Genomic DNA, 14566 nt, shown 5'->3' with positions numbered 1-14566 from the left:
CATGAAAGGCAGGTGGCATCGTGAACCATCGAGCATATTTAGCTTTGGCGATCCCTTTAACCATTTCAACGATGACCACGCCATTACTTGGAGCTGTCGATACAGCAGTTGTTGGCCAGCTTGCCAACCCCGCTTATATAGGAGGCGTCGCAGTCGGCAGTCTCATTTTTAGTACATTGTACTGGCTGTTTGGCTTTTTACGGGTAAGTACATCTGCTTTTGCCGCCCAAGCAAACGGAGCGCAGAACGAGGAGCAGGGTGTTCTTGCTTTTCTAAGGCCTTTTTTGCTGGCTATTATCGTCGGGCTTTGTTTTATTGCTCTTCAATGGCCCATTATTCAATCCGCATTATGGATCATCTCTCCTGCTGCTGATGTGCGCGAATATGCAGCGGACTATTTTCATATTCGGATCTGGGGAGCGCCATTTACCTTGATGAATTACGTCATACTCGGCTGGCTGATGGGGATGGCAAAAATGAAAGAAGCCCTTTCTTTACAAATTTTGATCAATGTCATGAATATGATCTTGGCATTGATCTTAGTTCATGCGTTTTCTTTTGCCGTCAAAGGTGTGGCAGCGGCGACATTGATCTCTGAACTCACTGCTTTTGTGTTAGGTGCCTGGATCATCTTGAAGCATACGTCAAACGGTTTTCGGATGCCGTCTCTTCAGCAGGTGATGGACACACGTGCGGTAAAGAAAATGTTTCATGTGAATAAAGACTTGTTTATCCGAACGATCTGTCTGCTTGTTGTGATCAACATGTTTACAGCGAAGGGAGCGTCTTTCGGAACGGAGCAATTGGCGGCGAATGCCATTTTATTTCAAATTCACTACATCATGGCCTATTTGTTCGATGGATTTGCCAATGCATCCAGTATTCTTGTCGGCAGATCAGTAGGGGCGAACGACCGAGCGCTTTATGATAAAACATTAACCCTTTCGAGACAATGGGCAGTTGTGATGGCATGTGTCATTGCGGCAGCTTACTTTTTCTTTAAAGTACCGATTTTGAGCCTGTTTACAAATTTGCCTCAGCTTCTTGATGTGACACTGCAATATGCCGATTGGCTCGTTCTTTATCCGTTTGCTGCTTGTTTTGGCTTGGTGATTTATGGTGTATTCACAGGTGCGACAGAAATTGCTCCTGTTAGGAATTCAATGCTGTTTGCGATGATTTTGTTTGTGGCTGTTCAGGCGGCAGTCATTCCGATATGGCACAATCACGGACTATGGTTTGCCTTTATCATTTATACTTTAGGACGGTCTGGCTTTTTGATGATGTACAAATCAAAGCTGGATCAAAAGCTTTTCCTATATGAAAAACACCCTTTGCAATCATGAGAAAGGGTGTTGTTTGTCGTCCATTTATTCGCTTTCTTTTTTCACCTTTTGGTACGCTTCATCGAGATGCTGAATTCGCTTCAAGACAACAGCATTTTTCGTCAATTGGTCCTGCACAAGTGTAGAAACCACCGAACGATAATAAGCGTTCATGGCATGAATCTTGTCTTCATGTTGATTCATGGCAATGTGCTGTTTTAAGTTATCAATAAAGTATGGAACGGAAAAAAGTTCAGACATGGAAATCACTCCTATTTCGTATATACGGTCCGTCAATCTTCATGTAAAATGATGAGAGGGAGGGGAGACAATGAGCCTTAAACTGCAACAAGAACTAGTATTAAAGCAGGTACTCACGCAAGAACTCAGGCAGGCGATTACGCTGTTGCAATTGAATTGTGCAGAGCTGGGTGAGTATCTTGATCAGTTAGCGCTTGAGAACCCTCTGATTGAGCGGAAAGACACGGACAGCTATCAACCAGTTTATCATAAAAGAACGCAAGATCGAATGACAGAGCCGTATCGTACGCATCAAAAAGAAAGCCTGCAAATGTATTTAAAGAGACAGGCCATTGATTTGAATTTAAGTGAAAAGAATCAAAGGATTTTTCAATTCATGATTGAGTCCATTGATTCCAATGGCTATTTAAATGAACCGGTTGACCAAATGGCCGCTGTGTTACAGGCTTCGGCAGAAGAAGTTGAAGCTGTTCTTCATCAGCTTCAATCATTAGAGCCTGCCGGTATTGGCGCTAGATCATTGCAAGAATGTATCCTGCTCCAGCTTAGACGAAAAAAGGAACGCTGGTATGAAGCAGAGCTGATCATTGAAGGGCATTTCTTTCTTTTCGCAAGGAAGGCTTGGAAGGAAATCGCAGCTAAAACAGGTATGCCGTTGAAAACCCTGCAAGCCATACAAGATGAGGTGTCGCTTCTCGAACCAAGACCAGGCCTTCATTTCTCTTATGAAGAAGAGGATGTGTATATAGAACCAGATGTGTTGATTACAGCTGCGGGAGGTCACATCACATTCGAGCTGAACCAGCGTGCTTTTCCGGACATTGAAATGAATGAAGGGTATTTCGCCATGATTCAAGATCAAAAGCGGCATGAAGCATACACGTATTTAAAGGAAAAGCAGCAGCAGTACAATTGGCTTGTTCAAGCGCTGAAGCAGAGAAAACAAACGATGACAAATGTCGTTCGTGAGATTATCTTACAACAGACTGATTTTTTCCTGACAGGGAAGCATAAAATGAAACCGCTTACGATGAAGCGGATTGCAGATATATTACAAGTGCATGAGTCGACAGTGAGTCGAACAGTCAAAGGGAAAATGGTGCAGACCCCTTACGGATTAATGGAAATGAAACAGTTTTTCCAAGCGAAACTAGAAGGGCATTCGCTCGAAGAAGCATCCAGCTACACAGTGAAGACCCACATTGCGGAGCTGATTCAATCAGAAAATAAGAAAAAACCGTATTCGGATCAGCAAATCATGACGCATCTTCAGCAAACCTTTGGTATCCGCGTCTCTCGCAGAACCATTGCCAAATATCGTGAACAAATGAACCTTCCGTCTTCCACGCTGCGGAAGCGATATGATTAAAAAGAAGCACATGCCAGAAACAATGGCATGTGCTTCTTTTTTGATGAGTGGAAGAGTGATAGAAGATTTCTTGAGAATTGAAAAAAGGGAAGACGTGTGATCTGAATTTTGGGGTAAAGTATAAGATAGGGCATGAGCCGATAGGGTAGACAACAGTGATGAGGTGAGACCAATTGAAATATAAACAAATCAAAACGAAAAAAATATATGAAGAAATTGCGGACGCATTAGTCGAATCCATTCGAACGGGGGAGCTTCTTCCAGGCGAAAAATTAGACTCGGTTCAAGCACTTTCTGAAAATTTTCAAGTCAGCCGTTCCGCTGTGAGAGAGGCGCTGTCCGCTCTGAAAGCGATCGGATTAATAGAGATGAAGCAAGGAGAAGGCACATATGTGAAGCAGTTCGATCCTGAGCAGCTCACATTTTGTTTATCTCCTGCTTTTTTGATGAAGCAGCAGGATATCGTGCAGCTTCTTGAAGTGAGATCAATCATTGAATCAGGTGCTGTCAAAAAGGCAGCATTGCTGCGGACAGATGATGACCTCCATCGACTGCAGGAGGCACTAGAACAAATGAAGCGTGCAGAAGCGCATAAAGAAATTGGTGAGGAGGCAGACCTCACATTTCATCTTGCCATCGCTAAAGCCTCAAAGAATCATTTACTAGCGGCGTTAATGAATCAGGTCTCAACCTTGTTAATGGAAACGATGCGAGAAACAAGAAAAGTCGTGTTATTCTCAAGAAAAGCTTCCATCCATCAGCTTTACAAGGACCATGAACGAATTTATCAAGCTATCATGGACAAACAGCCAGAAGAAGCAGAGCGGGCGATGCTCACACATTTGGAAAAAGTAGAACAACTTCTTGGTGATGTGCTGCAAGAACAGGAAGGAAAGCCAGATATACAATAAGCTGTGCCGAAAAGCGGCACAGCTCAGCGTGTAGACAAACCCTCGCATTCTTTGTCAGTCCTGCGCGCTGGTACTCACGAATGTCAAATTCGCTCCGTGCCAGTGCTCGTCCTTCCTAGACTGCAAAGGTTTTCTATCACGCTGAAAAGAAGACAAAGGGCTAAAATAAAGGTCATTTTAGCCCTTTGTCAACAATCTAAGCTGTGCCGCATAAGGGCACAGCTCTATTATTGAAGAGAAATATGCAGCTTTTTCATTCGATATTGCAAACTTTGCCTGCTCATGCCCAATATCTTTGCAGTCTGTGAAATATTGTCGTCCATTTTATTTAAGTAATGGACGATGTATTGTTTTTCAAATCGTTCCATTTGGGTTTGGAAGTCAGTTGTATGATCTGAGCTCGTGTAGACGAAGGTATCAGCTGCAGCTGTAGGCTGCACCGGACTCATCTGCATGTGTTCACTAGGATGACCTTCTCCTTGCTTGAATCGGAAATGGTAAGGAAGGTGATGCAAGCTTAAGGATGTTTCGTCCATCATCATATTCATTCCAGCCTCAATCACATGCTCCAGTTCTCTTACATTGCCCGGCCAATGATACGTTTGGAACAGGGCAAGTACCTCTTCATCAGCCGCCTTCACATTCATTTGAAACAGTTCATTATATTTTTGAATAAAATGCATGACAAATGTGGGGATGTCTTCTTTTCGCTCAGAGAGTGGCGGGATAAACAAGGTGACAATGCCAAGCCGGTAAAATAAATCCTTTCGCATCCGTCCACCTGCGATCGCATCCACAGGGTCCTCATTCATATTAGCAAACACTCTCACATCAATGGCGATTTCCTTTGTACTGCCTAACCTTCTTACACGTTTCTCTTGCAAGACGCGCAATAGTTTTGCTTGAAGAGCTGGGTGTAATGAGTTGATCTCATCTAAAAGCAGTGTACCTCCTTGTGCTTGTTCGAATAGACCGGGCTGATCTGTTGCCCCTGTAAAAGCCCCTTTTTGTGTTCCAAAAAGCAGACTTTCAATCAGGTTATCAGGCAGTGCTGCACAATTCTGCGTAATAAATGGTCCAGATGAACGGCTGCTGCCATTATGAATGCTTTGTGCAAATAGCTCTTTCCCCGTCCCTGTCTCACCAACAATCAGCACATAAGAAGAGGTACGTGTGGCTCGTTTCGCATGTTCAATCACTTCTAAAAAGGCAGGACTCTCCCCAATGATTGAATCAAATGTAAAGCGTGTGTTTCCTTTTTTCTTCATATTGTGATGAATGAGCCGTTCCAGTTTCGTGACATCATTCGAAATTTCAACCGCTCCTTGAATCAGACCGTCTCGTACGAGCGGGTATGTATGGTTAATCGTTGTGATTTCTTTACCATTGTAGTTGTGATACGTCTGCTTTGCATGAACCGTCTGTTTCCCGGTTCGCAGCGCTTGGACAAGTGTACTGTGCATCTCGTCCTGAAACACAAAGAGGTCTAAGACATTTTTATAAAGGACATCAGAACGTTTTAAAGATTCGATCTCCATCATTTTTTTGTTATAAACAATGGTATTGCCATTTTCGTCAATGGCGTGAACCCCAACATCAATTAAATCGAGCATTTGTTTATATAGATCAATCTCATTTTCGAGCTTTGCGGTATGCTGATCTTTTTTCACTTGCGCCACCTCCAGACATTACCTCTATTTTACATGAAAAATTTTGCGGTTTCCTCTAAATAATTTTGCATATGCAAAATTATTTTGCGTTAAAGATGAGCACAATCCTAGGCACAGAGCGATCACTAAGTTGGCATGATCCTTGCATAACATAAGAGTGAAGATGAACCCAATCAAAAGAGGCAAGCTTATAGAAGGAGGAATACACGATGACACAGACAAAAGCATTGATTCATCAAACAGAACAATACGGTGCGGCGAACTATCATCCGTTGCCAATTGTGATTTCAGAGGCTGAGGGAGTGTGGGTGACTGATCCTGAGGGCAACCGCTACATGGATATGCTCAGTGCATATTCTGCAGTCAACCAAGGACATCGCCATCCCCGCATTATAGAAGCGCTTAAAACACAAGCTGACCGCGTGACACTCACATCAAGGGCCTTCCATAATGATCAGCTTGGTCCTTGGTATGAGAAGATTTGCAAATTAACGAATAAAGAGATGGCATTGCCGATGAATACAGGAGCAGAGGCTGTGGAAACGGCGATAAAGGCAGCGAGACGATGGGGCTATGATGTCAAGGGTATCGAAGAGAATCGGGCAGAAATCATTGCATGTACCGGGAATTTTCATGGTCGTACAATGACGGCTGTGTCACTTTCTTCGGAAGCAGAATATCAAAGAGGTTTCGGTCCGATGCTTCCGGGCATAAAGCTCATCCCTTATGGAGATATTGAGGCGTTACGCAAAGCGATCACTCCGCAAACAGCAGCTTTTCTCTTTGAACCGATTCAAGGAGAAGCGGGCATTGTCATGCCGCCTGAGGGCTTTATAAAAGAGGCAAAAGCGATCTGTGAGAAGGAACATGTGTTATTGATCGCAGATGAAATTCAAGTGGGATTAGCGCGGACTGGCAAGATGTTTGCATGCGACTGGGAAGGCATTGAGCCGGATATGCTGATTCTTGGTAAAGCACTTGGCGGCGGGGTATTCCCGATCTCATGTGTTGTAGCAAATCGTGATATTTTAGGTGTGTTTAACCCAGGATCTCACGGGTCTACCTTTGGCGGGAATCCTCTTGCGTGCGCAGTATCGCTAGCTGCACTAGATGTTTTAATCGACGAGAAGCTTGCCGAGCGCTCATTGGAGCTTGGGGAATATTTCAAAGACAAACTGTCACGCATTCAAAGTCCTGTCATTAAGGAAGTGCGCGGGCGTGGACTATTTATTGGAATGGAACTGACTGAGGCAGCTAGACCCTATTGCGAGAAGCTCAAGCAAGCCGGGCTGTTATGCAAAGAAACCCATGAGACAGTAATTCGATTTGCACCGCCGCTCACCATTTCAAAAGAAGACTTGGATTGGGCAATCGCTCATATCGAAGCGTTATTTCAAGCATAAATGATCAAGGGAGAAGACTTCAAATTCTCCCTTTCTCTTTCAATGAACGGCGAATTTTGTCAAAGGTTGATGAATAGAAGAGTGAAAGTGGGGAAGCGGATTTGAAGCCAGAACAGCATAATGAATTAGAGCGTTCCATGAAAAGTAGACATCTCTTTATGATTGCCTTAGGTGGGGTCATTGGAACAGGCCTTTTCCTTGGGTCAGGACTCATTATTCATCAGGCAGGCCCAGGGGGAGCCATTCTTTCGTTTATCATTGGCGGATTGCTCATGTATTTGGTGATGCTCTGTCTTGGTGAATTAGCAGTGGCGATGCCGACAGCTGGTTCTTTTCAGGAGTATGCCACGAAGTATATTGGTCCATCCACGGGCTTTATGATCGGCTGGCTCTATTGGTTTAGCTGGGCGTGTACGATTGGACTTGAGTTTACATCAGCAGGTATTCTACTCCAAAGGTGGTTCCCAGATATCCCTGTTTGGCTTTGGTGTCTTGCCTTTAGCGTCATCTTATTTTCCATCAATGCCATCTCGGCACGCAGCTTCGCTGAAACAGAGTTTTGGTTTTCAGCCATCAAGGTTGCTGCGATCTTATTGTTTATTATCATTGGAATTGGCGCAATTTTCGGAATGATTCACTTGAAAGGTGGGGAACCTGCCCCACTATTTCGTCATTTGACGGATCATGGCGGCCTTTTTCCTAATGGTCTTTTGGCGATTTTATTAACCATGGTCACAGTCAATTTCTCCTTTCAAGGAACAGAGCTTGTAGGGATTGCAGCAGGTGAAAGTGAAAGTCCGGAAAAAACACTCCCGCGTTCTATTCGGAATATTATTTGGCGGACGATGGTCTTTTTTGTTTTATCCATTGCGGTTCTTGCGGCGCTTCTTCCATGGCAGACCGCCGGCGCAGTGGATAGTCCGTTTGTTGTGGTATTGGACAAGGTCGGCATACCATACGCCGCAGATATCATGAATTTTATCATCATTACAGCCGTCTTATCTGTAGCGAACTCTGGATTATATGCATCATCACGTATGCTATGGGCGCTTTCAAAAGACGGGAAAGGACCTGTTTTCACGAAAAAATTATCCAAACGTAAAATCCCGATCAATGCCTTATTGGTGACAATGGGTGTATCCGCTCTATCACTGCTCACGAGTGTTGTAGCACCAAAAACGGTATATGTCTGGCTCATATCCATTTCGGGTATGGTGCTTGTCGTTGTTTGGATGTCTATTTGTTTATCCCAATACTTCTTTAGGAGACAATTCATAAAAGAGGGCGGAGATGTAAAGGATCTGGTCTTCCGAACGCCTTTCTATCCATTTGTGCCTTTAGCAGGCTTTATCGCATTTGGCATTGTTCTTATCAGTTTATTCTTTATTGAGGATCAGCGGATTGGTCTTTATTGCGGAGTTCCATTTATGGCCGCCTGCTACATCATTTACTACCTCAAGATTAAACCGAAGGAAGATGCGAAACGGTTTAATGAAGAGAAAGAAACGATACCGAAAACATAAGCAGGCGGCTTTTGACCGCCTGCACCTTTTCAAAGACAAATGCATTCAATATAGAAGAAAATAAATAGTTTGAAAAAAATAAAATAGCGGAAAGCTAGATGACAAGCAGGTTATCGGTCAAAATGTGTCTATTTTTTGTCTAAATGTGTTTGTAAGAGTTGAAAATGCAAGATTATCCTGTTAAAATAATTAAAGAAAGCAGGGATTGATTTTTTTTGGCTGTGGCGGGACGTTTTTTGTCACAGTGGGACGTTTTTAGTCCAACGTGAAAAGAAAGGGTCGTTAGCCATGAATCGTTTATTGGAAGCTCAAAAAAAATTATTACCAGATCTTCTCACAGTTATGCAAAAACGCTACGACATTTTGCAGTACATCAGATTAGCTGAACCAATTGGTCGCAGAAGTCTTGCGACAAGTCTTGGTCTGAGTGAACGTATTTTAAGAGCTGAAGTTCAGTTCTTAAAGGAACAAAATCTGCTGGATGTCAAAACGAGCGGTATGATGCTGACGACTGAAGGTCATGCTTTGCTTGAAATACTTGAAGGAATGATGAAGGACGTTTTAGGTTTAACCTTTTTGGAAAATACATTAAAGAGGAAATTAGGCCTGGAAGAAGTCATCATTGTTTCTGGTGACAGCGATGAATCCCCGTGGGTGAAGCAAGAAATGGGAAGAGCTGCTGTCCAATGTATGAAAAAAAGGTTTACAGGAAATAATATCGTCGCCGTCACTGGCGGAACGACGATGGAAGCCGTTGCCGAAATGATGACCCCTGATGCCAAAAACAGAGACATGATGTTTGTCCCTGCGAGAGGCGGTCTTGGGGAGAATGTAAAAAATCAGGCAAACACCATTTGTGCCCACATGGCTGAAAAAGCTTCCGGTACTTACAAACTGCTGTTTGTTCCAGGACAGCTGTCAGAAGGTGCTTACTCTTCCATTATTGAAGAGCCGTCCGTCAAAGAAGTGCTTCAAACAATTAAATCATCCACGATGCTCATTCATGGAATCGGTGAAGCAAAAACAATGGCGATGAGACGAAACACACCCGCTGAAGATTTAAAAAAAATTGATGAGCATGACGCAGTGACAGAGGCTTTTGGCTATTACTTTAATCGTGATGGCGAGGTCGTCCACAAAGTGCACTCCGTCGGCATGCAGCTAGATGATTTAGAAAGCATTCCACACATCATTGCTGTTGCTGGTGGATCATCAAAGGCTGGGGCCATTGAAGCTTATTTCAAAAAACCCCGCCGAACGGTTCTCGTCACAGACGAAGGAGCCGCAAAAGAGTTATTAAGGGAGTCAATCGATCCCTCAATATAAAACATTGTGACCTATAAAAGGAGGAAACATCATGGCAGTAAAAGTCGGTATTAACGGATTTGGACGTATTGGACGTAACGTATTTCGTGCAGCATTAAACAATCCTGAAGTTGAGGTAGTAGCGGTTAACGATCTAACAGACGCTAACATGCTTGCACACCTTTTACAATATGACTCTGTTCACGGAAAACTAGATGCAGAGGTTTCTGTAGACGGTACGAACTTAGTAGTGAACGGTAAAACAATCGAAGTATCAGCTGAGCGTGACCCTGCGAAATTAAGCTGGGGTAAACAAGGCGTAGAAATCGTTGTTGAATCTACTGGATTCTTCACAAAACGTGCAGACGCTGCTAAACACTTAGAAGCTGGCGCTAAAAAAGTCATCATCTCTGCTCCTGCTAACGAAGAAGATATCACAATCGTTATGGGTGTAAACGAAGACAAATACGATGCAGCTAGCCACGATGTCATCTCTAATGCATCTTGTACAACAAACTGCTTAGCTCCATTTGCAAAAGTACTTAACGATAAATTTGGTATCAAACGCGGTATGATGACAACTGTTCACTCATACACAAATGACCAACAAATTCTTGATCTTCCGCACAAAGACTACCGTCGTGCTCGTGCAGCTGCGGAAAACATCATCCCAACTTCTACAGGTGCTGCGAAAGCTGTTTCACTTGTATTGCCTGAACTTAAAGGTAAATTAAACGGTGGCGCTATGCGTGTTCCAACACCTAACGTTTCTTTAGTTGATCTTGTTGCTGAATTAAATCAAGATGTGACAGCTGAAGACGTAAATGCAGCACTTAAAGAAGCGGCTGAAGGAGAACTTAAAGGAATCCTTGGCTACAGCGAAGAGCCATTAGTATCTGGTGACTACAATGGTAATGCAAACTCTTCAACAATCGATGCTCTTTCTACAATGGTAATGGAAGGCAGCATGGTGAAAGTCATTTCTTGGTACGATAACGAGAGTGGATATTCTCACCGCGTTGTTGACCTTGCAGCTTACATTGCAAAACAAGGTCTTTAATTTCTCACACTGAAGGAACTCACTTGGTTCTTTCCTAGAGACACGATATAATGAAGACGGACAAGGGAAGGGGAAGCATCCCTTTCCCTTTTTCTCTGTATTTATCCGTTCTGCACGATTTCTCGTTTTGATGAGGGCAAAATGGGAAAAGGATAAAGAGAGACTTGTCCAATGCGTAAGGAAACCAGAATAAAGGAGGATCTCCTGACGAGCATGAATAAGAAATCAGTAAAAGACATTGACGTAAAAGGTAAAGTTGTGTTCTGCCGCGTAGATTTTAACGTTCCAATGAAGGACGGAAAAGTGACGGATGATACTCGTATTCGCGCAGCATTACCAACGATTGAGTATTTAACAGGACAAGGCGCAAAGGTACTACTAGCTAGTCATTTGGGTCGTCCGAAAGGTCAAGTTACTGAAGAACTGCGTCTGACACCTGTAGCAAAACGTCTGCAAGAGCTTCTTGGACAAGAAGTGAAAAAAGCAGATGAAGCTTACGGCGACAACGTGAAAAAGCAAATCTCTGACTTAAAAGAAGGAGATGTGCTAGTGCTTGAAAACGTTCGTTTCTATCCTGGTGAAGAAAAGAACGATCCTGAATTATCAAAAGCGTTTGCTGATTTAGCCGATGTGTATGTCAATGATGCGTTCGGTGCTGCACACCGTGCACATGCATCCACAGCTGGTATTGCAGCGTATCTTCCGGCTGTTTCAGGCTTCCTCATGCAAAAAGAGCTTGAGGTTCTAGGAAAAGCCATTTCAAACCCTGATCGCCCATTTACAGCGATTATCGGTGGCGCAAAAGTAAAGGATAAAATCGGTGTAATTGAAAGTCTTCTTGATAAAGTGGACAACCTGATCATCGGCGGCGGACTTGCTTATACATTTGTCAAAGCACTTGGCCACGAAGTAGGAAAATCTCTATTAGAAGAAGACAAAGTAGATTTAGCGAAATCCTTTATGGACCGTGCAAAAGAAAAAGGCGTGAACTTCCTGATTCCAACAGATGTTCTGGTAGCCGACGACTTTTCAAATGATGCGAATACAAGCATTGTGCCAATCTCTGAAATTCCAAGTGATCTAGAAGCACTTGATATTGGAACAGAGACAAGAGAGAAGTATGCTGATGTCATTAAAAACAGCAAACTTGTTGTCTGGAACGGACCAATGGGTGTATTTGAAATCGATGCATTCGCTAAAGGAACAAAAGCAATCGCAGAAGCACTGGCAGAAGCAAAAGATACATATTCTGTCATTGGTGGTGGAGATTCAGCAGCAGCTGTTGAGAAATTTGGTCTTGCCGATCAGATGAGCCATATTTCTACAGGTGGCGGCGCTTCACTTGAATTTATGGAAGGCAAAGAACTTCCAGGTGTGACTGCATTAAACGATAAATAAGACCAAAACTGCTATAAGGAAGTGTCAATCATGAGAAAACCAATTATAGCTGGGAACTGGAAGATGAACAAAACACTTGGTGAAGCTGTAAGCTTCGTTGAAGAAGTCAAGTCATCTATTCCATCTCCTGACAAAGTGGAATCTATTGTCTGTGCACCAGCCCTTTTCCTTGAAAAGCTGAACAGCCTTTCTAACGGAACAGACCTTAAAATTGGTGCGCAAAACATGCACTTTGAAGAAAATGGTGCATTCACTGGTGAAATCAGCCCTGCTGCGCTTAAAGATCTTGGCATCGGCTACTCAGTGATCGGTCATTCAGAGCGCCGCGAATTCTTCGCTGAAACAGATGAAACAGTGAACAAAAAAGCACATGCTGCATTCAAGTATGGCATCGTTCCAATCATCTGTGTAGGTGAAACGCTTGAAGAGCGTGAAGCAGGCAAAACAAACGAACTTGTCGCTGATCAAGTGAAGAAAGCACTAGCTGGTTTAACGAAGCAACAAGTCGCTGAATCTGTCATTGCCTATGAGCCAATCTGGGCGATCGGTACAGGTAAATCTTCTACAGCGAAAGATGCAAACGATGTTTGTGCGCACATTCGCCAAACGGTTGCAAGCGAATTTGGTCAAGAAGCGGCAGACAGCCTTCGCATTCAATATGGCGGAAGCGTGAAACCTGCGAATATTAAAGAATATATGGCAGAATCCGATATTGACGGTGCTTTGGTAGGCGGCGCAAGCTTAGAACCTCAGTCTTTCGTTCAATTATTGGAGGAAGGTCAATATGAGTAAGAAACCAGCTGCATTAATCATCTTAGATGGATTCGGTTTAAGAGGCGAAACAGTCGGTAACGCTGTTGCCCAAGCAAAGAAACCGAACTTCGACCGCTACTGGAACGAATTCCCGCATCAAACCTTAACGGCTTCAGGTGAGGCAGTGGGCCTCCCAGAAGGTCAAATGGGGAACTCTGAAGTTGGGCATTTGAACATCGGTGCAGGACGCATCGTGTACCAAAGCTTAACAAGAGTGAATGTTGCCATTCGTGATGGGGAATTTGAGAAAAACGAAACGTTCCTAGATGCAATGACTTATGCAAAAGAAAATGACAAGGCGCTTCATTTATTCGGTCTCTTGTCAGACGGCGGTGTGCATAGCCACATCCAGCATCTTTTTGCCTTGCTGAAACTAGCGAAAAAAGAAGGCTTAACAAAAGTATACATTCACGGCTTCTTAGACGGACGCGATGTTGGTCAGAAGACAGCGAAAGTGTACTTAAAACAGCTTGAAGAACAAATCAAAGAAATCGGTGTCGGAGAAGTCGCAACACTTTCTGGACGCTATTACTCAATGGACCGTGACAAGCGCTGGGATCGTGTGGAGAAAGCATATCGCGCGATGGCGTATGGTGAAGGCCCAAGTTATCAAAACATCTATGATGTCGTTGATGACTCCTATGAAAATGGAATCTACGATGAGTTCGTTATTCCATCTGTCATTACGAGAGAAAATGGTGAGCCGGTTGCAAAAGTAAACGACGGCGACTCTGTGATTTTCTATAACTTCCGTCCAGACCGTGCGATTCAAATTTCAAACACATTCACAAATGAAGATTTCCGCTCGTTTGACCGCGGGGAAGCACATCCGAAGGATTTACACTTCGTCTGCTTCACACACTTCAGTGAAACGGTAGATGGCTATGTGGCTTTCAAACCAGTGAATTTGGATAACACAGTAGGAGAAGTACTTTCTCAAAATGGATTGAAGCAGCTGCGGATTGCTGAAACAGAGAAATATCCTCACGTGACGTTCTTTATGAGCGGTGGACGTGAAGAAGAATTTCCTGGAGAAGACCGCATCTTAATCAATTCACCAGATGTCGCAACCTATGACCTCAAGCCAGAAATGAGCGCTTATGAGGTAAAGGATGCACTTGTTGCAGACATCAATGCTGATAAGCATGATGCGATCATTCTGAACTTTGCTAACCCAGATATGGTGGGGCATTCAGGTATGCTTGAGCCAACAATCAAAGCCATTGAAGCAGTAGATGAGTGCTTAGGAGCTGTAGTCGACGCAATCCTTGCAAAAGGCGGACACGCCATCATCACGGCAGACCACGGTAACGCAGACGTGCTCATTACCGAAGAAGGAAAGCCGCATACTGCACATACAACGAATCCTGTGCCAGTCATCGTAACGAAAAAAGGTGCGACGCTTAGAGAAGGCGGCATTTTAGCTGATCTATCTCCAACGCTTTTAGACTTACTTGGACTTGAAAAACCAAAAGAGATGACAGGAACATCATTGATTCAGAAATAACAAATTGATTCAAAAGGAGAG

12 protein-coding genes are annotated in these 14566 nt (G+C 43.6%); 10 read left to right on the top strand and 2 right to left on the bottom strand.

What is annotated here, in order from left to right; all coding sequences use genetic code 11:
• Window positions 1–20 precede the first annotated feature (20 nt).
• Window positions 21–1346, top strand: a complete 1326-nt coding sequence (locus tag ID12_RS01605; RefSeq protein ID WP_048002934.1) for an MATE family efflux transporter — start codon at window positions 21–23, stop codon at window positions 1344–1346.
• A gap of 24 nt (window positions 1347–1370) precedes the next feature.
• Here the strand turns inward: ID12_RS01605 and yvfG are convergent, their stop codons facing one another.
• Window positions 1371–1586 (bottom strand): protein YvfG, encoded by a 216-nt coding sequence (gene yvfG / locus ID12_RS01600; protein ID WP_017359206.1) that lies wholly within the window; start codon window positions 1584–1586, stop codon window positions 1371–1373.
• A 70-nt stretch (window positions 1587–1656) separates the two neighbouring features.
• Here yvfG and rpoN point away from each other — a divergent pair, with 70 nt between their 5' ends.
• Window positions 1657–2955, top strand: a complete 1299-nt coding sequence (gene rpoN / locus ID12_RS01595; RefSeq protein ID WP_017359207.1) for an RNA polymerase factor sigma-54 — start codon at window positions 1657–1659, stop codon at window positions 2953–2955.
• Between the two features lie 173 nt (window positions 2956–3128).
• Window positions 3129–3866 carry a FadR/GntR family transcriptional regulator gene (locus ID12_RS01590; RefSeq protein ID WP_025207996.1) on the top strand — a complete coding sequence of 246 codons (738 nt, stop codon included), beginning with the start codon at window positions 3129–3131 and terminating at the stop codon, window positions 3864–3866.
• Between the two features lie 227 nt (window positions 3867–4093).
• Here the strand turns inward: ID12_RS01590 and ID12_RS01585 are convergent, their stop codons facing one another.
• Window positions 4094–5536 (bottom strand): sigma-54 interaction domain-containing protein, encoded by a 1443-nt coding sequence (locus ID12_RS01585; RefSeq protein ID WP_080987754.1) that lies wholly within the window; start codon window positions 5534–5536, stop codon window positions 4094–4096.
• Window positions 5537–5745: 209 nt separating this feature from the next.
• Between ID12_RS01585 and ID12_RS01580 the strand changes: the two genes are divergently transcribed.
• The 7 genes from ID12_RS01580 (at window position 5746) to gpmI (ending at window position 14545) form a co-directional block, all read left to right on the top strand.
• Window positions 5746–6939: an ornithine--oxo-acid transaminase gene (locus ID12_RS01580; RefSeq protein ID WP_050826616.1), complete on the top strand. Its 1194-nt coding sequence runs from the start codon at window positions 5746–5748 to the stop codon at window positions 6937–6939.
• Window positions 6940–7076: 137 nt separating this feature from the next.
• Complete coding sequence (locus ID12_RS01575) at window positions 7077–8462, top strand: amino acid permease (protein WP_048002953.1); 1386 nt, start codon at window positions 7077–7079, stop codon at window positions 8460–8462.
• Between the two features lie 288 nt (window positions 8463–8750).
• Window positions 8751–9788, top strand: coding sequence for a sugar-binding transcriptional regulator (locus ID12_RS01570; protein ID WP_050826615.1), 1038 nt, complete (start codon window positions 8751–8753; stop codon window positions 9786–9788).
• 31 nt (window positions 9789–9819) lie between these two features.
• Complete coding sequence (gap, locus tag ID12_RS01565) at window positions 9820–10827, top strand: type I glyceraldehyde-3-phosphate dehydrogenase (RefSeq protein WP_007500174.1); 1008 nt, start codon at window positions 9820–9822, stop codon at window positions 10825–10827.
• A 213-nt stretch (window positions 10828–11040) separates the two neighbouring features.
• Window positions 11041–12225 (top strand): phosphoglycerate kinase, encoded by a 1185-nt coding sequence (locus tag ID12_RS01560; RefSeq protein WP_017359212.1) that lies wholly within the window; start codon window positions 11041–11043, stop codon window positions 12223–12225.
• Between the two features lie 30 nt (window positions 12226–12255).
• Window positions 12256–13017 (top strand): triose-phosphate isomerase, encoded by a 762-nt coding sequence (tpiA, locus tag ID12_RS01555; protein ID WP_048001978.1) that lies wholly within the window; start codon window positions 12256–12258, stop codon window positions 13015–13017.
• Window positions 13010–14545, top strand: coding sequence for a 2,3-bisphosphoglycerate-independent phosphoglycerate mutase (gpmI, locus tag ID12_RS01550; RefSeq protein WP_017359214.1), 1536 nt, complete (start codon window positions 13010–13012; stop codon window positions 14543–14545). The genes tpiA and gpmI overlap by 8 nt, the downstream gene beginning before the upstream one ends.
• Window positions 14546–14566: the final 21 nt, after the last annotated feature.

It is taken from the genome of Bacillus altitudinis, from assembly GCF_001191605.1.
In the GTDB taxonomy this organism is placed as follows: Bacteria; Bacillota; Bacilli; order Bacillales; family Bacillaceae; genus Bacillus; species Bacillus altitudinis.
The sequence above is the reverse complement of the archived record's forward strand: the minus strand, read 5'-3'. Positions and strand labels throughout refer to the sequence as shown.

What these genes read in the sequence shown, in the direction of transcription:
- yvfG (WP_017359206.1), bottom strand. Translation starts at nt 1,586, where the DNA reads ATGTCTGAACTTTTTTCCGTTCCATACTTTATTGATAACTTAAAACAG.
- rpoN (WP_017359207.1), top strand. Translation starts at nt 1,657, where the DNA reads ATGAGCCTTAAACTGCAACAAGAACTAGTATTAAAGCAGGTACTCACG.
- ID12_RS01580 (WP_050826616.1), top strand. Translation starts at nt 5,746, where the DNA reads ATGACACAGACAAAAGCATTGATTCATCAAACAGAACAATACGGTGCG.
- ID12_RS01575 (WP_048002953.1), top strand. Translation starts at nt 7,077, where the DNA reads ATGAAAAGTAGACATCTCTTTATGATTGCCTTAGGTGGGGTCATTGGA.
- ID12_RS01570 (WP_050826615.1), top strand. Translation starts at nt 8,751, where the DNA reads ATGAATCGTTTATTGGAAGCTCAAAAAAAATTATTACCAGATCTTCTC.
- gap (WP_007500174.1), top strand. Translation starts at nt 9,820, where the DNA reads ATGGCAGTAAAAGTCGGTATTAACGGATTTGGACGTATTGGACGTAAC.
- ID12_RS01560 (WP_017359212.1), top strand. Translation starts at nt 11,041, where the DNA reads ATGAATAAGAAATCAGTAAAAGACATTGACGTAAAAGGTAAAGTTGTG.
- tpiA (WP_048001978.1), top strand. Translation starts at nt 12,256, where the DNA reads ATGAGAAAACCAATTATAGCTGGGAACTGGAAGATGAACAAAACACTT.
- gpmI (WP_017359214.1), top strand. Translation starts at nt 13,010, where the DNA reads ATGAGTAAGAAACCAGCTGCATTAATCATCTTAGATGGATTCGGTTTA.